Here is an 18,458-nt window from a genome sequence, read left to right on the forward strand (position 1 = left end):
ACCGGAAAAAGGGTAAGCAAGCCGGAATATGTTTCTCTCTCAGAAGAGTTTTTCAATGGGGAAGACTGTGCCATTGATGTAAAGGTAAAAATGATATACGACGGAAAGAACAATGATATTATTAGTCAATATGTCGCCTTTACAAAAGTATATGACGAGCAAGTGAAATTATATGGACGAACCAGGGAAGCAGTTACCAATACCATCAATATCTGTAAAGACAGGGATGTTCTGAAAGAGTATCTATCGAGCAGGGAAAAGGAGGTTGTGGACATGATGATGACATTGTTTGATGAAGAGCAGGTAATGCGCGCTTATGTGGAAAGCGAGCGAAAGGAGGCAGCGAAACAAGTAGCAAAAGGGACAATACAAAAAATGTTAGAGAACGGAAAATTAACAGTGGATGAATTAAGGGATTATTTTCCGTATTTATCAGATGAAGAAATAATAGAAATAAAAAAAGAGATTCTGTAGACGCTGAAATGAGCATAATTAAAAATTAAGAATCAATGAAAAGTGCATGGAAAGTGTGTAATTGAGAGTGTCATTTTATCTGTGTAAATTGTCCGAACTACAATTTTAATTTTATCGAATTGCTAGAATCCTGTAAATGCTGAAACCCTTGCCTTTATTGGCTTCCAGCATTTTGGACAAGATAACCAAGCAGTCCAAAATAAATTTTCAGATCGCTTATTTACAGAGATTTTATGACACAGCCCACAAAAATTCTAACACTTCCATTGAGTAGGTAATTTGCCTTGTCATGTATTGAATATAAAGTTCTATTTTTTTACTTTTATAATATTAGTGGTATAATCAAATCAGTACCCTAAAAATTTTGGAGATAACTTATGGGCAATTGGAATCAGGAAGCTGAGAAAATAATGGTTGAGCGTTTTGGAAGAGACACGATTATAGCGTTATCAACAGTAAAAAATGATATGCCGTATGTGCGGTATGTAAATGCTTATTATGAGAATAAAGCATTTTATATCATTACATATGCGCTTTCAAATAAAATGAAACAGATTGAAAATAATTCTGCTGTTGCAATTGCCGGCGATTGGTTTACAGCGCATGGAAAAGGTGTCAATTTAGGTTATTTTGGGAAAGAAGAAAATGTTGCGATTACTGATAAACTGAGAAAAGTTTTTGCAGAATGGATTGATAACGGACATAATAACTTTGATGATGAAAACACTGTAATTTTACGTGTAGAATTAACCGATGGACTGTTATTGTCACATGGAACAAAGTATGAATTTTAGACCTTAGATTTTATTTTGGAGGAGAAACAACTATGCTTGGTAAAATACCGGATGCAGAGGAAATGACAGCTTTAGTTGGGCAATCTTTATATGATGTATGGAATCAGCTGTGCATGTTAATTGATGAAAAGTATGAAATGGAATGTCAGTGGAATAAAGGCGGTAAAGCATGGACTTATGAGTATAAATACCGGCGAGGCGGCAAAACGCTTTGTGCACTGTATGCAAGAGAACATGGAATAGGTTTTATGATTATCTTCGGAAAAGCTGAGAGAGAAAAATTTGAAACGGAACGAAATAATTATTCCGAACAAGTTCAAAAAATTTATGATAAGGCACAAACCTATCATGATGGTAAATGGGTAATGTTTGAACCGACGGATACATCAATGTTTCATGAATTAATTAAATTATTAGGCATTAAAAGAAAGCCGAATAGGAAGTAATGGATTTTGGCGAGATCCAAATATAAAGTCAGATTATGTGTGTAAGTCCTCTGGACTGCCAGAATGAATTTTATCAAAATGCCAAAAGCCCGTAAAGGCTGAACCTCTTGCCCTGACTGGCTTCTGGCACTTTGAGTAAAGGAATCAAGCAGCCCAAATCAAATTTTCAGACCGCTTATTTACACAGATTTTATGACACAGCCGCAGATTGTATAAGAAAAAACTAAACGCCGTAATATGTTCGAATAGCATACGCAACATATTCAGAGCAGCCGTTTCCAAATTGACGGTCGGTTGCTTCTGCCAGGTTTGGAAAGTTCAGATATTCATTTGCCAAATCCAAAAGTATATTCCTTGCATTGTCAAGGCGGAACATTTTCTTATAATTTTCGGCAAGGCGCTCGACGGCTTTTGCTGCTGCGTGTTCATTGTCCGTTTCTTTTGCCGCCATAAATTGCTTGTAAATTTCAGTGTTTCTTTTGGCATACATTCTAATGTGTGGTCTAAAATTTCCTGCAGTTCTTTCTCGTTAAATGCTTCAAAGCTCATGGTATTGATTCCTTTCATTACATCAGATATTAACTCGATAATCCCGTTTAACCGGTTTCGCTTTTGCTCTAACAAGGCTTTTTGAGTGAACAAAGCCTGTTCCTTATCGTAAGCAGGGTGTTCCATAATCTTTCTTATATTCTCCAATGGAATCTCCAATTCTTTAAAGAACAGGATTTCCTGTAATCGCTCGATTGCCTTGCTGTCGTATAAGCGATATCCTGCCTCTGTTACTTTTGCCGGCTTTAACAAACCTATTTCATCATAATATCTCAGTGTCCTTATACTTACTCCGGTGATCGCTGCTACATCTTTTACCGTTTTCATCATTCCCTCCTTCCGGTTTCATCTTAAAACATTACGCTGCGGAAGAGTCAATATGTTTTTGATATAAACAGGCCGCTGAACCATGATTTTTCTTATGTTGCGTCAAAATCATGGTTCAGCGGCCTGAAAGTAATCATTTGCCAAAGTAAATAAATTTAGAAGTTATTTTAAGTTGTTATCTCTGCACCCGTCCCGATGCGTTTCCGCCTGCCAGGGATTTAACCTCGGCTTCGGATACCAGATTGTAATCATGCTCAATGGTATGCTTCAGGCAGGATGCCGCCACAGCATAGTTGATAGCGTCCTGCTGTTCATATCCATGGCTGAGGGCATGAATCAATCCGCCGCCGAAGGAATCTCCGCCGCCTACGCGGTCTACAATATGGATCAGATATTCCGGAGAGAAGCATGCCTGTCCGTCTTTGTAAAGCATGCCTGCCCATTTGTTGTCTGTAGCGGAAATACTGCCCCGCAGAGTGATTGCCACATATTCGCAGCCGAAACGATCAGACAGCTCTTTTGCCACGCCGATATAGCCTTCCCGGCTGATTTTTCCGGTGTTGATATCAGTTCCTTCTGCATGAATGCCGAATACATCCGCTGCGTCCTCTTCATTTGCGATGCACACATCCACATAGGGCATCAGTTCGCCCATGACTGTTCCGGCCTGTTCGCTGGTCCAGAGTTTTTTGCGGAAATTAAGGTCGCAGCTTATTTTTACGCCCTTTGCCTTTGCGGCTTTGCAGGCATCTAAGCAGATCTGAGGATTCTCACCGCCCAGCGCCGGGGTGATTCCTGTAAAGTGGAACCAGTCGGCCCCTTCAAAAATCTTGTCCCAGTCAAAATCCTCCTGTTTTGCCAGAGCGATGGAAGAGCCTGCCCGGTCGTAAATGACTTTGGAAGGTCTTTGGGATGCGCCTTTTTCCACAAAATAAATGCCGAGCCTGGGGCCGCCTTTGACAATGCCGGAGGTATCCACGCCGAACTGGCGCAGGCTGTTGACGGCGCACTGGCCTAAATCATTGTCCGGCAGTTTTGTTACAAATGCAGCGTCATTGCCGTAATTTGCCAGAGAAACAGCTACATTTGCCTCGCCTCCTGCATAGCTTGCCTCAAAGCTTCCTGCCTGAACGAACCGGAGATATCCTTCCGGGTTCAGACGCATCATAATTTCACCAAAACATACTATTTTTGCCATTGTTTTATTTTCCTTTCTGTTAAGCTTCTTTTGCGTTGGTTACAAATTCCCGGGCCAATGCTGTGATTTTGTCAAATTCACCGTGCTGAATCCACTGGGCATTCACAAGATTGCCCCCTACTCCGGCTCCGATGGCGCCGGCTTTGATGAATTCCGCAACATTTTTCTCGTTGACGCCGCCCACTGCAAGTACCGGTATATGGCTCATGGGGGCTTTGACAGCCTTGATGTAGGCGGCCCCCAGATTGCCCACCGGGAAAATTTTTACGAAGTCTGCGCCGGCTTCGTAGGCGGCTGCAATTTCGGAGGGAGTCATGGCTCCGGGCATGGTCACCATTCCCTGCTCTTTTGCGTAGCGGATGACTTCCGGGGTGGTGGAAGGGGTGATGATGTAAAGAGCGCCCGCTTCTTTTGCCAGATCCACCTGTTCTTTTGTCAGCACCGTTCCGGCGCCTACCATAACCTGTTCTGCCAGCTCTTCGCTGATGGCCCGGATGGCTTTGGTTGTCGCTTCAAAATGGTCTGTGCTTTTCTGGTTAAAAGTAATTTCTACCATGTTGATGCCGCCTTCGTACAGCGCCCGGGCCAGATTTACGCAATGCTCCGGCTCCATGCCCCGTACAATGGCAATTATCTTATTGTCATATACATTTTGAATAATCTCTTCTCTTGTGGGTTTCATTTCAATCTCCTTTTTCGCTGATTCCGATTACCATTCTGCTATTGAGCCGTCTTTATGCCGCCATACCGGATTTTTCCAGTTGTGATTGGTCTTGCTTTCTTCCAGCACCAGTTCCTTGTTTACGTCTACGCCAAGTCCAGGCAGCTTCGGCAGATTTACATAGCCGTCAGTAAACTTGAAATCATCTTTATTATTTACATAATCCAGCACGCTCTTGCCTACATTGTAATGAATGCCCATGCTCTGCTCCTGAATGACCGCATTGTAACAGGTGGCGTCTACGTTCAGGCAGCTTGCCAGGGCAATGGGGCCAAGGGGGCAGTGGGGAGCCAAGGCAACGTCATAGGCCTCTGCCATAGAGCCGATTTTCTTCACCTCGGTAATACCGCCAGCATGGCTTAAATCGGGCTGGATAATGTCTACGCCGCCGGTCTGAAGAAGCCGTTTGAAGTCATATTTGCTGAAAAGACGCTCTCCGGTGGCGATGGGGATATTGCAGGCAGCGGCAATTTCCGGAAAATATTCCATGTTTTCGCAAAGCACCGGCTCCTCGATGAACATGGGATCAAATTCCTCTAGCTTTTTGGCCAGAACTTTTGCCATGGGTTTGTGCACGCGTCCGTGGAAGTCGATGGCAATGCCGAAATATTTTCCGCAGCTTTCCCGGATGGCGGCTACCCGCTCCAGAACAGCGTCTACTTTATCATAGGTATCTATCATCTGAAGCTCCTCGGTGGCGTTCATCTTGATAGCCTGGAAACCGGCGTTTTTCTTTTCCAGGGCGGCTGCGCCTGCGTCGGAGGGACGGTCGCCGCCGATCCAGCTGTATACTTTCATTTTGGTATGGCATGCGCCTCCCAGAAGCTCGTAAACCGGAACCCCAAGAGATTTGCCCTTGATATCCCAGAGGGCTTGGTCGATGCCGGAGATTGCGCTCATCAAAACGCCGCCGCCCCGGTAGAAGCCGGCCCGGTAGAGGGTGCTCCAGATGTCTTCGATATTCCTGGGATCAGCGCCGATGAGATAATCTTTCATTTCCTGTACACACGCGAGAACGGTGCTGCAATGGCCCTCAAGGACAGGCTCGCCCCATCCGGTAATGCCTTCATCTGTCATGATTTCCACAAATCCCCATCTGGGGCGGACGGTATAAGTGTTTACTTCTGTGATTTTCACTGTGATTTCCTCCTTTTTGAAACGTGTTTGCCAAATTATTAATAAAATATAAAGTTGTAGGACGAATCTGACAAATTCATACGGGTTTGGGAAATCCGTCCTATAAGAGCAGAATTGTTTATAATCATAATATACCATTTGGCATGGAAAAACAATTCGACATTATGCATAAAAAATAGAATGAGAATTAATACATATATGACAAAATAAAGAAAATGCCAAAGAAAAAGGTTTTGATTCATTGACAAAACTACAAAAATGTAGTAATTTCTAAGAAGCACAAAATTTGTTGGACAAAAAAATGCAATTTGTCCAACAAAACTGCACAGAGAAAAATTTAAAGGAGGGATCTTATGTTAGATTCTAGGTATGTACCGTTGTTTATTGTCGGTTTTCTTCTTTACATCGGCTTTATGATCGCGGTAGGCATTCTCTCAACAAGAGGAAAAACAGGCGGTTCAAACTTCCTGACGGGTGGTTCGAACCTTGGATTTTTCCTGATTTTCTGTACGGTCGGAGCTACGATGATCGGTACAGGTTCATCCATGGGCGCTATCGGAAACGGCTTCAATCATGGCTGGGGCGGCGCTATCTATGGACTGGGCGCTTCCACAGGTATTCTTTCCATGCTGATGTTTGTGAACATCCGTGAGAAAAATTTCATCACAATGTCAGAAGAGGCGCAGTATTATTACGGCGGGAAAAAGATTGTGCGTCAGGTTATGGGATTTATGATGTTCGTGATTGAAATTATCTGGCTGGGCAACCATATGAACGGCGGTTCCAAATATCTGGCGTACATCACAGGGTTGGATGATGTGCTCTGCAAGCTGATTACGGTACTGGCATTTGCAGTATATGTATTTATCGGCGGATATCTGGCCGTGGTTGTTACAGACGCAGTGCAGTTCTGCGTAATTATTGCAGGTTTCGCACTCATTGCTGTAAGAGCTATTCCGGCGGCAGGCGGATATGCAAAGATTGCGGAAACATTTGACGCGGCAGGCAAATCCGGCGCTATGGGATTCTACGGAATCGGCTCCTATGGTATGATGGCGGCTTTTGCATTGGTGCTGTCCACTTACATGGGCGTTATCGGCACACCAACGCACCGTACACGTATTTATACTTCTGCAGATAAGGGAACGGCAAAGAAAGCATTCTTAAGCTCCGGCATTATGCTGTTTTTCTGGAGTTTTGTAACAGCTGTAATCGGTATGAGCGCATTTGCAATTGCAACAGAACAGGGCGTGACACTGGAATCCGCAGACTATGCCTTTTCCTTTATGGCAACCCATGTGCTCGGCCCGGTATTCGGTCTGGTGCTGATGATTGCAGGTCTGTCCGCAACCATGTCCTCCGGAGATTCCGATGCCATTTCCGGTATCACAATTCTTCTGACAGACGTGTATCCCAGCGTGACAGGCAAGAAGATCAAGGAAGAAGATTATCCCAAGTACTCCAGAATTGCTCTGGTGGTTACCCTGGCAATCGCATTCCTGATTACGCTTTTTGTAAATGACGTTATTACCTACATCCAGAAAGTGGTAGGCTCCCTGCTTCCGGGCGTTGCTGTATGTATGTTTATGGGACGTTTCTGGAAACGGGCTACCTGGCAGGGCGGTCTGGCATGTATCTTCTCCGGTACAGTGTTCGGTATTCTGTACCTGCTGCTTCCGTCTGTAAGCGGATGGGTAGATGCAAACCTGGGCGGCGCTGCAGTTCCGGCTACAATTATTACATTGATATTCGGCGTGATTGTAAGTCTTGTAACTCCGGCAGATACAACACCGGAAGCAGATCGTGTAAAAGCAGTATTTGACGCGCGTCTCGGTGAATAGAATACATAGCAATTGACCAGAAATGGGGGGTGGGGGAACTCAGCCCCCATTTTGTCATTGGCGGCAGGAGAGGAAATTATGGGAACAATATTATTAAAAAACGGTATGTTATATGATGGATTGGGCAATCCGGCAAAACAGCAGGATGTCCTGATAAACGGCGACAAAATCGAAAAGATTGGCTGTATCGGAGAAACAGAGGCAGAACAGGTGATTGATGTGCAGGGGAAAATTGTCTGCCCGGGGTTTGTGGATATTCACAGGCACTGCGATGCAAAACCTTTAAATGATCCGGAGTTCGGAAAAAGAGAACTGGCCCAGGGCATTACCACCACAGTGGTGGGAAACTGCGGAATCAGCCTGACGCCCTGCCCTTCCTCAGACGAGGGCGCAAGAGAAATGTATGATTTTGACGAAGCGGTGTTAGGGCCGATGGAACTCACCCTTCCGAGAACCTATGAAGATTATCTGAAAGCGCTGGATTCTGCCAGGCTTCCTTTGAACTTTGCGTCCATGATCGGAACGGGAGCGGTTAAAATTACGGTAAAGGGATTTGCAGATAGCCCTATACACAGGAGGAACTGGACAAAGCCAGGGATTTGATTGAGGACGCCATGAAGCGCGGAGCGGCAGGGGTTTCCCTGGGAATTATGTATCTGCCGGAATGTTATTCTTCCACCGAAGAATTTGCCTACATTCTGAAACCGGTGGGAAAATACGGCCGTGTGATCACCACCCATATCCGCGGAGAAGGCGACAGTATGGTGGAGAGCATCAAAGAAGTTATCAAAATTGCCAAGGAAGCCGGGTGCGCGCTGGAAATCAGCCATTTTAAGAGCTGCGGCGTTCAGAACTGGCAGAAAGACATTCATACGGCGATTCAGCTGATTGAAGAGGCCAGGGCCAAGGGGCAGGATGTGACCTGCGACTTCTATCCCTATGAGGGAGGGAGCACAGCCCTTACTACCATGCTTCCGCCGGTATTTGTGGCCGGCGATATGACAGGCGCGCTGGAAAAGCTGGGCACAGAAGAAGGGGTGGAGGAATTCCGCAGGCTGAGCCGCATACCCTATGAGGATTGGGACAATTTCTGCGTGACATTAGGCTGGGAACGTATTATAATCAGTGGTGTGACAGAGGAAAGATTTCAGAAAATGCTTGGCATGACAGTGACAGAGGCAGCAAAGCAGTTCGGATATCAAGACCCGGAAGCCCTTGCCGCTGATTTGATGCACAGTGAAAACGGGAAAACAGCGATTATCAATATGAGCATGTGTCAGGAAGATATTGATACGGTGGCAAAGCTGCCCTATTCCAACTTTATTTCAGACGCAATTTATGCACAGACAGATACGCCCCATCCCCGCATGTACGGGGCATTTCCCAAGGTGATACGGGAATATGTCAGAGAGAGAAAGCTGCTTTCCATGGAGGAAGCCATACACAAAATGACCGGGCAGCCGGCAGAGCGTATGAAGCTTGAAGGCCGAGGCGTGTTGATGGAAGGCAATTATGCGGACATTCTGGTATTTGATCCGGAAACGTTCCAGGATCATGCAACCTTCCAGGACCCGGCGCGTCTGGCAGACGGACTGGGATATCTGTTTGTCAACGGGGCTCTTGTGATTCAGGATGATCAATGGCTGAATCATATCTGCAGCGGCAGAAATATTTTGGCAGGAGGAAAATAAGATGGCAGAAGCAAGAAGCCTGGAGGAAATCAAACTGGATTATGCCTGGAAATTCGGCTGCGGACGTTACATTCAGCAGAGGGAGGCATTGGAGACGCTTCCGGAGGAGATCCGCCGTTTGGGCGATAAGCCTCTGATTATTGCCGGCCCGCGGGCCTGGGAAGCCACAGAGGGAAGAATTGAAAAAGCTTTAAAAGACGCCGGAATCGAATATGAGCTGTCTCTTTATCCGGCGCAGAATACCTATGAAAAAGCCAGGGAGCATGCGGCGCAGGCAGTTGAGCGGGGATGCGACGTGATCCTGGGAGTGGGCGGCGGCCGCATTATGGATCAGGCCAAAGCGGCGGCTTATTTTGCCGGAGAACTGACCGGGGCAAGAAGCGGGCATTTTCCCATTATTCAGGCGCCTACAAGCATTGCCACCTGCGCGGCCTTTGCGCCCTTAAGCGTGATGTATACGGAAGAAGGGGCCTCTCTGGGAAGCCTTCGTCATAATTTTGAAGTGAATGCCATCGTGGTGGACATGGACGTGATTGTCAAAGAGCCTGCCCGCTATGCGGCAAGCGGCATTTTAGACGGCATGGCCAAGATGGTGGAGATGCAGAACGGCCATGACAATATTACCATTGAGGAATTTGACGTGGGACTTGTGACAGCATTTACACTGGCCAAATATACAATGGATACTTACCGGAAACGCGGCGTTCAGGCCGTTTCGGATATCAGGGAAGGGAAGCTGACCAAAGAAGTGGAGGATATCACTTACCTGAATATTGCAGTGGCAGGCGTAATCAGCGGATGCAGCAAAGGGTTTGGGCAGACGGCTCTCGGACATGAGTGCTATGAGCTGATCCGCACGCATTTCACACAGGAAGCAAAAGATTTTATCCACGGCGAAATTGTGGCCGTAGGCCAGAGCATGCAGCTGTCCTTCAACGGGCAGGAGGATCAGATTCCGGCTTTGCGGGAGATGATGCATTCTTTTGACATGCCTTTAACTTTAAAAGATATCGGAATTGAACCCACAGAAGAAAATGTGGAAAAACTATATCAGGATCTCTATCACAGCCCCTTTGTGAAAGATTGTCCCCAGGAGGCGGAAAAATTAAGAAAAGCCATGAAATGGCTCTGCGAATAGGAGGAAAAGAAAATGGCAGATGTATATGCAAAAATGAAAGAGCTTGGAGTAACCTTGCCGGAGCCTCCGGCAAAAGGCGGAATCTACACACCGGTACAGGAATTCGGCGATAAGCTTCTGTACTGCAGCGGATGCGGCCCGGCCATCGGAGATGAGAATGTAATCGGAACTCTGGGAAAAGATCTGACTGTGGAGGAGGGACAGAAGGCAGCCCGCAACTGCGCCCTGAACCTGCTGGCCAACTTAAATGACAAGCTGGGAGATTTGAACCGGATTAAACGTTTTGTGAAAGTGTTGGGATTTGTCCGCAGCGCAGATGATTTTCAACAGCAGCCTCAGGTTGTGAACGGCGGTTCCCAGTTGATTTTAGATATATTTGGAGAGGAAAAGGGACTTCCGGCACGTACCGCCATCGGCACCAATGCCACACCCGGCGGAATTGCCTGCGAAATTGAAGTTCTGGTAGAATATGAATAAGACGAGATATTCCTTTGAGGGAGAAGAATCGGTAATTTCTCCCCAGCTGGTGTATTATAAAGAAATTATAGAAGAAAATATTCAGAGAATGATATCATATGCCGAAGGCCCGGAGCGCCTTTGGCCCCATGTGAAAACCCATAAGATGGCGGAAGTTGTCAAGCTGCAGATGCAGTACGGCATAGACAGGTTTAAATGCGCAACCATTGCGGAGGCGGAAATGTGCGCGGCCGCAGGCGCAAAAAAAGTGACTCTGGCCTATCCTCTGGTGGGGCCCAATATTCCACGTTTTCTGACTCTGGCAAAAACATTTCCGGAGACGGAATTCTTTGCCATATCAGACTGCACAGAGCAGGTGGAACTGGCAGCCATGGCAGCCGTCAAAGAACAGACAGAGATACAAATGCTGATGGATGTGGATACCGGACAGCACAGGACCGGAGTGCCCATGGAACAGGTGGAAGCGGTTTACCGCCAGTGGGCGAAACTGCCGGGGATTTGTATGCGGGGCATGCACTGCTATGACGGGCACCGCCATGAAAGTGATTGTCAGGTCAGAAACAGAGAAGTGACTGCTTTGAATGAACAGATAGAGCCCATGAAACATGCGCTGAGAGACAGCGGCATGGACTGCGGGATTATCATTTTCGGCGGCACCCCTTCCTTCCCCTGCCATCAGAAGTTAAACAGGGATTATTTAAGTCCGGGAACCTGTGTCATACAGGACGCCGGCTATGCAGCGGCTTATCCGGATCTCCCCTTTGAGCCGGGAGCGGCAGTGCTGACCAGGGTAATCAGCGTGCAGGGAGAGGATACCTTTACCCTGGATATGGGAACTAAGGCGGTAGCCACAGATCCGAATCCGGAACGGGCTGTCCTTGTCGGCATGGAATATGCAACGACCGTTCTTCAGAATGAAGAACACTGGGTTGTGAAGCTTCCGCCGGAGCACAGGGCGGATATGCCGAAGGTGGGAGATGTTATGTTTGCCGTTCCGATGCACGTATGCCCTACCAGCGCGTTGTATCCGTCGGTTCCGGTGATTGAAAAAGGGAAGCTCACCGATTGGTGGGAAGTGACGGCGAGAAACCGGAAGCTGTCGATTTGAGGAATAAGAGAAAGTAGATGTCTGGGGTATGAAGAAAAAAGAAGAACATGGCAGTACGCTGGCAGAACAGGTTGCCGACGGGCTGTTGGAACACATCAGAATGAAGGGGCTAAAGACCGGCGACCGTCTGGGAACAGAGATGGAAATGGCGGAGCAGCTAAAGGTCAGCCGCGGAACCATCCGGGAGGCGATCAAGATTCTTGTTTCCCAGAATATTTTGGAAGTGCGGCAGGGTTCGGGCACTTTTCTTTCTGATGGGAAGGGGAACGTGGGAGATCCTCTGGGGCTTAAGAGAATACCGGAACAGTTTCGGCTGACCTGGGATCTGCATCAGATCAGAATGCTGTTAGAGCCGGATATTGCTTATATGGCGGCTATGAATATCACAGACGAGCAGTTAAAAGAACTGGAGGGAATCTGTGAAGAAATGGAGCGTCTGTCCGGCTTAAAGCAGCAGCGGCTCCATGTGGATGTGGAATTTCACATTTATCTGGCAAAAACATGCGGAAATCTGGTGATGCCAAAGCTGATTCCCATTATTCGCCAGAGCGTGGATCTGTTTATCAAATATACACACCGGGAAGCGGAGCCAGAGACGGAAGCCAAGCACAGAGATATTTTAGAGGCCTTAAAGGCCCGCAATCCTATGTGGGCAAAGGATATGATGCTGATGCATCTGACCTATAACGGCCAGGAGCTGCGCCGGGAAGCCCTCCGGCGGGGCGAAACACTGGAAAAACTGGTAATTCGAAAAAATAATGCGGCAGAAGATATCATAGAAGATGAAAACAGGAGGTCCGACCATGTATAAAAGTCAGGAGATCAGAAAGATTGCTCCGGAGATGGACCCGCTGAGAATGGGAATGGGATGGAAAGTGGAAGACCTGGGCAAACCGCAGATTATTGTGGAAAGCACCTACGGCAACAGCCATCCGGGCAGCGGCCATCTGAATGTTTTTGTAGAAGAAGCAGTAAAGGGAGTAGATGAAAACGGCGGCAAAGCGGCGCGCTATTATGCTACCGACATGTGCGACGGCATGGCCCAGGGCCATGACGGCATCAATTATTCCCTGGCTCACAGAGATGCAATTGTAAATCTGGTGGAAGCCCAGATAGGCGCCACAACATTTGACGGCGGGATTTTTGTTTCCAGCTGCGACAAGGCGCTTCCGGCAATGCTTATGAGCATTGGCCGCAATAAGGAGATGAGCGCTGTTGTGGTTACCGGAGGCGTAATGGAAGCAACGGCAGTGAAGTCGGAATATCTGTCGGATGATCCGGGCTGTAAGATTAATGAACTGCTGACTTTAGAGCAGATCGGCAAGTTCAGCGCACAGTTTGAGCGGGGCGAGATACCGGAAGAACAGCTTACTTATTATAAGCAGCACGCATGTCCTAGCTGCGGCGCATGTTCTTTTATGGGAACTGCATCCACCATGCAGGTGATGGCGGAAGCGCTGGGACTGATGCTGCCGGGCACCGCGCTGATGCCTGCTACCGCGCCGGAACTGAAAGAGGCTGCATACAAGGCCGGACAGCAGCTGATGGAGCTGGTGAAGCAGGGCATCCAGGCCAAAGATATCGTCACCATGAAGAGTTTTGAGAATGCAATTATGGTGCATGCGGCTATTTCCGGTTCCACCAATGCGGTGATGCATATTTCTGCCATTGCCCATGAGTTTGGATTTGAAATTGACGCCGATACCTTTGACAAACTTCACAGGGGAGCCCATTATCTGCTGAATATCCGTCCGGCAGGCGACTGGCCCGCACAGTATTTCTACTATGCAGGAGGAGTTCCCAGGATTATGGAAGAGATTAAGGAAGTTCTGCACCTGGATGTGATGACCGTCACCGGCAAAACCCTGGGAGAGAATCTGGAAGAGCTGAAAAAGAACGGGTTCTATCAGCATTGCAGTGAAATCCTGAAAGAAAAGGGCAAGGCTATCGGCAAAGAAATTGCAGCAAATGACATTATCCGTGATTTTGACCATGCCCTGGGCACAGACGGAAGCATTGCCATTCTGCGGGGCAATCTTGCGCCTGAAGGAGCCGTGATCAAACATACGGCATGCCCGAAGGAAATGTTCCGAGCGAAACTGACGGCGAAGCCCTTTGACAGCGAAGAAGAGGCCATTGACGCAGTACTGAAGAAAAAAATCAAGCCGGGAGACGCTGTATTTATCCGCTACGAAGGACCGAGAGGAAGCGGTATGCCGGAAATGTTCTATACCGGAGAAGCCATCTGTTCTGATCCGGAACTGGCGGCGTCCGTGGCTCTGATTACAGACGGCCGTTTTTCCGGGGCTTCCAGAGGGCCGGTGATTGGGCACGTATCACCGGAGGCGGCCGCCGGCGGCCCCATAGCCCTGGTAGAAGAAGGAGACTTGATTGAGCTTGACGTGGAAGGGCGCAAACTGGCCATCGTAGGCATTCAGGGCAAAGAGCTGCCGGAGGAAGAGATTGCGAAGGTTTTGGAAGAGAGAAAGAACAACTGGAAAGGCTTTACCTCCAAATATGACAGGGGATTGCTGAAATTATACGCCCAGCATGCGGTGAGCGCGATGAAGGGCGCGTATATGGATTGATGAAAAAGAGTCTGCATTCTGCAGGCTCTTTTTTGGCATTCGGTACTGTAATTTTCAGAACAATGATACAGTGCAGCCGCCTGCTTTTTATTGTGGAGAAAATCAAAGGAAAAGAATTGTTATTTTAAACATGTTATGGTAAAATAAAACCGTATTTGAGGAGTAAAATCGCGGGAACCCGCATCAACAGGAGGATTTAGATAGACATGGAACAGTACAAGCAGGAATTTATTGAATTTATGGTAGACTGCCAGGTGTTGAAATTCGGAGAATTTATCTTAAAAAGCGGACGGAAATCCCCGTTTTTTATGAACGCAGGCGCATATGTGACAGGCGCGCAGCTCCGCAAACTGGGGGAATATTATGCAAAGGCCATTCATGAGCATTACGGGGATGATTTTGACGTGTTATTCGGACCGGCCTATAAGGGAATTCCCTTAAGCGTTGCCGCCACTATGGCCTACAGCGAATTATACGGCAAAGAAATCCGCTACTGTTCCAACCGGAAGGAAGCGAAAGACCACGGAGACGCCGGAATTTTACTGGGCAGCAAGCTGAAAGACGGGGACAGGGTTGTGATTATTGAGGACGTTACCACCTCCGGCAAGTCCATGGAAGAGACAGTGCCCATTATCCGTTCCCAGGCCGATATTGAGATTAAGGGCCTGATGGTGTCTTTGAACCGGATGGAGCGGGGCAAGGGAACAAAGAGCGCGTTAGAAGAAATCAAAGAGCTTTACGGCTTTGATGCCAACGCCATTGTTACCATGAAAGATGTTACAGAATATTTGTATAATAAACCATATAAAGGAAATATATATATTAATGATGAAATGAAAGCGGCCATAGATAATTACTATGCCCAGTATGGAGCAAATTAAGATTTGGAAGATTATTTCGGAGGTTTGGAATGAACGAAAAAATATACAAGACAATGGCAGTAACAGGAGCCGGAAATATTGCGCTGGGGGTAATTGTCCTGGTATGCGGAATTGCCTGCGGGGTTCTGTCTATTGTCAGCGGCGCCAGAATCTTAAAACGTAAATCAGATATCATATTTTAAGGGCGGATAAATTGAAGAAAGATTATAAAAAAACACTCCGGATATGCAGCAGAATCATGTTCGGAGTCTATATTATTTGTTTGGCCTATTTCCTTTTTTTTGCAGAGAGCACCGGCCGTACCTTTGAGGGCCGTACCTATCACTATAATCTGGAGTTATTTAAGGAAATCAGGCGTTTTATTGTCCATCGGCATACGTTGGGAACGAAGGCGGTGCTGCTGAATCTGGTGGGAAATATTGTGGCTTTTGTTCCCTTTGGATTTTTTTTGCCGATTCTGTATCCCAGATGCAGGAATTTTCTGTATACTGTATTTTTCAGTTTTGAAGTCAGCCTTGCGGTGGAAACCATTCAGCTTGTGTCGAAAGTGGGAAGCTTTGACGTGGACGATATGCTGCTGAATACCATAGGAGGCGCAATGGGCTGCCTGACTTTTTATTGGATGAACCGGGTAAGGAGAAATTATGAGACAAAAGAAAAAAGGCGGGTTTAAATTTGCAGGGAAAAAGCATTCCAGAAGAGGAAAAATATCTCTGATGCTTGCATTGTGCTCTGTGTTTGCAGGCGTTGGGATGGTGGCGTTTTCCATACAAAACGGCGGAAATGCCAGTGTATATGTGGGAAGCGCAGGCCTATTTGCGTTGTTTGTGTCATTGGTGTCGCTGATGATCGGGCTCTCCAGTTTAAAGGAAGAAAGTTACAAATTATTTCCGGTGCTGGGCAGCATTTGTTCTGTGCTCACACTGGCAGGCTGGGTGGCAGTGTATATGCTTGGATTCTGAGAAACAGACGATTTGGAAAGGATAGATTGGAAAGATGGGTTATTGTGAAGTTTGGCAGCCATACCGTGAGGCGGTAAAAGAACGGTATCCTCTGGTACTGGAACGGTTGGAACAGATCGAAACAGAAGAGACGGTAAAGCAGCCGTACCTGGACTATTTTCGCCGGGGAGCGTCTTTTCTCCGGAGGCTTGGAGGGCTGGAAAAAGAAGTGACTTCCGGTGCATGGGATAAAAAGAGCCTGGAGGAAATGAGCAGGCAGAACTATTCTCTCTATGAAGAAATACTGCCGGAGCATTATGGGGAGAGCTATGGAAATCCGGAGTATGCAGTGTTGAAACTTGGAGAACCCTACGGCAAATTGCTTGGAGCATTATATGCGGATCTCCGTTCGCTGATTCCCTATGCTTACGAAGGCAGAATTTATGACATTACCATATTCAGTGAGCTTCTGGTGGAAATTTACAACCTTTTTGAGCAGGAAGAACTGCCGGAGGAAAAGGAAGTACAGCAGGTGATTTACTGGTTTTTCCACGATTACGGGGAAGTGTTTACAGAAATGGGCGTGATGGCCCAGACTAATCCAGAGATGGACTTTTACACCCGTATCATTATGGACAGCGATTTAAAGGATCTGCGGTATCTTTACCGCTACGGCATTTATATTTCGGAGAATGAGAAGAAAACGGCAGAGTTTTTAAACCGGATGTCTGAGGAACAGATTCAGGCAATGGCAGATACTTATACCGAAGGATACCGGATTGGCTTTGAGGTGACAGGAAAGGAGCTGTCGAAAAAGAAATTTGCAGACCTGCGTTATCCCATTGGTTTTGAACGGATGATGCGCGCGGCAGTGAAGAATTTTGAGAAAATGGGTTTGCAGCCGGTGGTGATGCGGACCGGCGAGCTTTCTTTTTCCGGCAGGGGAAATGGAAGCGGCAGCATTGTCAGTGTTTCTCCCAACCGTCAGTATGAGTACGATCACAAGTCGGATCGGGCTCTTTATCTGGACAAGGCGTTGGTGGAGCGCAGGCTTGAGGTGTTAAAAACCGCCTATGAAGCAAGGAAAAAAGAAGCCTCCTGGTACGGCGGGCCTGCAGTGGTGGAAACCTTTGGAGAAGCGGGATTTGAACCGAAGGCTAATCCTTATGCATGGCAGTTTGACGAGAAGCAGCAGAAGCTGAATGTCTATTATTCCAATCAGGCAATGCAGGTAACCAACCAGTATATTAAGGGAGAAGAACGCAGTTTTACCATAATTGCCTATCCCATTCCTGAGATTGGCCTCCGGTTTGAGGAGATTTTCGCGGAAACGGTGAAAGTGAATACCCTTGATTATCAGTTATACCGGGACATGCAGCAGAAAATCATTGACGTACTGGATGAAGGGGAATCTGTGCGCATTACCGGAAAAGGGAAAAATACCACAGATCTGACGGTTGCCCTGTATCCGTTAAAGGACAGAAGCCGGGAGACTGCCTTTGAGAACTGCGTGGCGGATGTGAATATTCCTGTGGGCGAGGTGTTTACTTCCCCCAGGCTGCAGGGAACCAACGGCCATCTCCATGTGACGCAGGTATATTTGAACGGAATGAAATATCTGGATTTGGAAGTGGATTTTAAGGACGGCATGATCAGCCGGTATTCCTGTAAAAATTTTGGGACGGAAGCAGAAAATCAGGCATTTTTAAAGGAAAATCTGCTGAAGCATCATGAGACGCTTCCGCTGGGGGAATTTGCCATCGGAACCAATACCACCGCTTACCGGATGGGGATGGAGTACCAGATTCAGGATAAACTGCCCATATTGATTGCAGAGAAAACAGGGCCTCATTTTGCGGTGGGGGACACCTGCTACAGTCTGGCAGAGGACACTCCGGTATTTAATCCGGACGGAAAAGAAATTGTGGCAAGAGACAATGAGGTGTCCATACTCCGGAAGGAGGATCTGCAGAAAGCCTATTTTAACTGCCATACAGACATTACCATTCCCTATGATGAACTGGATCGAATTACGGTGCAGAAAAAGGACGGCGCCTGGGTGGATGTGATACGGGACGGTAAATTTGCAGTGCCGGGAACGGAATTGCTGAACGAACCATTAGATTAAAGAAATAGAGATTACGGAG

The 18,458-nt window shown here is 47.2% G+C and carries 20 protein-coding genes; 16 read left to right on the forward strand and 4 right to left on the reverse strand.

The window, feature by feature from the left end:
• The 3 genes from ACTO17_RS11480 to ACTO17_RS11490 form a co-directional block, all read left to right on the forward strand.
• A partial coding sequence (locus tag ACTO17_RS11480) for a hypothetical protein (protein WP_482558032.1) occupies positions 1-474 on the forward strand: 474 nt, incomplete at its 5' end.
• 377 nt (positions 475-851) lie between these two features.
• The gene (locus ACTO17_RS11485) at positions 852-1,268 is read left to right on the forward strand and encodes a pyridoxamine 5'-phosphate oxidase family protein (RefSeq protein ID WP_482558033.1); all 417 of its coding nucleotides are present in this window, start codon (positions 852-854) and stop codon (positions 1,266-1,268) included.
• Positions 1,269-1,300: 32 nt separating this feature from the next.
• Complete coding sequence (locus ACTO17_RS11490; protein ID WP_482558034.1) at positions 1,301-1,714, forward strand: DUF3788 domain-containing protein; 414 nt, start codon at positions 1,301-1,303, stop codon at positions 1,712-1,714.
• A 318-nt stretch (positions 1,715-2,032) separates the two neighbouring features.
• On the opposite strand, the gene ACTO17_RS11495 is transcribed toward ACTO17_RS11490, so the two are convergent.
• The 4 genes from ACTO17_RS11495 to dgoD form a co-directional block, all read right to left on the reverse strand.
• Complete coding sequence (locus tag ACTO17_RS11495) at positions 2,033-2,593, reverse strand: MerR family transcriptional regulator (protein ID WP_482558035.1); 561 nt, start codon at positions 2,591-2,593, stop codon at positions 2,033-2,035.
• A gap of 172 nt (positions 2,594-2,765) precedes the next feature.
• Positions 2,766-3,788 carry a PfkB family carbohydrate kinase gene (locus ACTO17_RS11500; protein ID WP_482558036.1) on the reverse strand — a complete coding sequence of 341 codons (1,023 nt, stop codon included), beginning with the start codon at positions 3,786-3,788 and terminating at the stop codon, positions 2,766-2,768.
• Between the two features lie 19 nt (positions 3,789-3,807).
• Positions 3,808-4,470 (reverse strand): bifunctional 4-hydroxy-2-oxoglutarate aldolase/2-dehydro-3-deoxy-phosphogluconate aldolase, encoded by a 663-nt coding sequence (locus tag ACTO17_RS11505; RefSeq protein WP_482558037.1) that lies wholly within the window; start codon positions 4,468-4,470, stop codon positions 3,808-3,810.
• 27 nt (positions 4,471-4,497) lie between these two features.
• A complete protein-coding gene (gene dgoD, locus ACTO17_RS11510) occupies positions 4,498-5,646 on the reverse strand; it encodes a galactonate dehydratase (protein ID WP_482558038.1) in 1,149 nt (382 codons plus the stop codon).
• Positions 5,647-5,999: 353 nt separating this feature from the next.
• On the opposite strand from dgoD, the gene ACTO17_RS11515 reads away from it, so the two are divergent.
• The 13 genes from ACTO17_RS11515 (at position 6,000) to ACTO17_RS11575 (ending at position 18,439) form a co-directional block, all read left to right on the forward strand.
• On the forward strand, positions 6,000-7,487 hold the full coding sequence (locus ACTO17_RS11515) for a sodium:solute symporter family protein (protein WP_482558039.1): 1,488 nt from the start codon (positions 6,000-6,002) through the stop codon (positions 7,485-7,487).
• Between the two features lie 78 nt (positions 7,488-7,565).
• Entirely contained in the window at positions 7,566-8,090 is a 525-nt protein-coding gene (locus ACTO17_RS11520; protein ID WP_482558040.1) for an amidohydrolase family protein, read from the forward strand.
• Positions 8,091-8,101: 11 nt separating this feature from the next.
• Positions 8,102-9,178 (forward strand): N-acyl-D-amino-acid deacylase family protein, encoded by a 1,077-nt coding sequence (locus ACTO17_RS11525; RefSeq protein WP_482558041.1) that lies wholly within the window; start codon positions 8,102-8,104, stop codon positions 9,176-9,178.
• Between the two features lies 1 nt (position 9,179).
• Complete coding sequence (locus tag ACTO17_RS11530) at positions 9,180-10,316, forward strand: iron-containing alcohol dehydrogenase (protein WP_482558042.1); 1,137 nt, start codon at positions 9,180-9,182, stop codon at positions 10,314-10,316.
• Positions 10,317-10,328: 12 nt separating this feature from the next.
• Entirely contained in the window at positions 10,329-10,793 is a 465-nt protein-coding gene (locus tag ACTO17_RS11535; protein ID WP_172538016.1) for a RidA family protein, read from the forward strand.
• Positions 10,786-11,901, forward strand: coding sequence for a D-TA family PLP-dependent enzyme (locus tag ACTO17_RS11540; protein ID WP_172538015.1), 1,116 nt, complete (start codon positions 10,786-10,788; stop codon positions 11,899-11,901). Before ACTO17_RS11535 ends, ACTO17_RS11540 begins: the two co-directional genes overlap by 8 nt.
• 28 nt (positions 11,902-11,929) lie before the next feature.
• Positions 11,930-12,712 (forward strand): FadR/GntR family transcriptional regulator, encoded by a 783-nt coding sequence (locus ACTO17_RS11545; protein ID WP_482558043.1) that lies wholly within the window; start codon positions 11,930-11,932, stop codon positions 12,710-12,712.
• Positions 12,705-14,489, forward strand: coding sequence for a dihydroxy-acid dehydratase (gene ilvD, locus ACTO17_RS11550; protein WP_482558044.1), 1,785 nt, complete (start codon positions 12,705-12,707; stop codon positions 14,487-14,489). Before ACTO17_RS11545 ends, ilvD begins: the two co-directional genes overlap by 8 nt.
• A gap of 206 nt (positions 14,490-14,695) precedes the next feature.
• Positions 14,696-15,370, forward strand: coding sequence for an orotate phosphoribosyltransferase (gene pyrE, locus ACTO17_RS11555; protein WP_172538270.1), 675 nt, complete (start codon positions 14,696-14,698; stop codon positions 15,368-15,370).
• A 29-nt stretch (positions 15,371-15,399) separates the two neighbouring features.
• Positions 15,400-15,552, forward strand: coding sequence for a hypothetical protein (locus ACTO17_RS11560; protein WP_172538271.1), 153 nt, complete (start codon positions 15,400-15,402; stop codon positions 15,550-15,552).
• Positions 15,553-15,563: 11 nt separating this feature from the next.
• A complete protein-coding gene (locus tag ACTO17_RS11565) occupies positions 15,564-16,043 on the forward strand; it encodes a VanZ family protein (protein ID WP_172538272.1) in 480 nt (159 codons plus the stop codon).
• On the forward strand, positions 16,015-16,332 hold the full coding sequence (locus ACTO17_RS11570; protein ID WP_172538273.1) for a DUF6142 family protein: 318 nt from the start codon (positions 16,015-16,017) through the stop codon (positions 16,330-16,332). Before ACTO17_RS11565 ends, ACTO17_RS11570 begins: the two co-directional genes overlap by 29 nt.
• A 34-nt stretch (positions 16,333-16,366) precedes the next feature.
• Complete coding sequence (locus ACTO17_RS11575; protein WP_482558045.1) at positions 16,367-18,439, forward strand: aminopeptidase; 2,073 nt, start codon at positions 16,367-16,369, stop codon at positions 18,437-18,439.
• Positions 18,440-18,458: the final 19 nt, after the last annotated feature.

The organism is Petralouisia sp. (assembly GCF_056822245.1).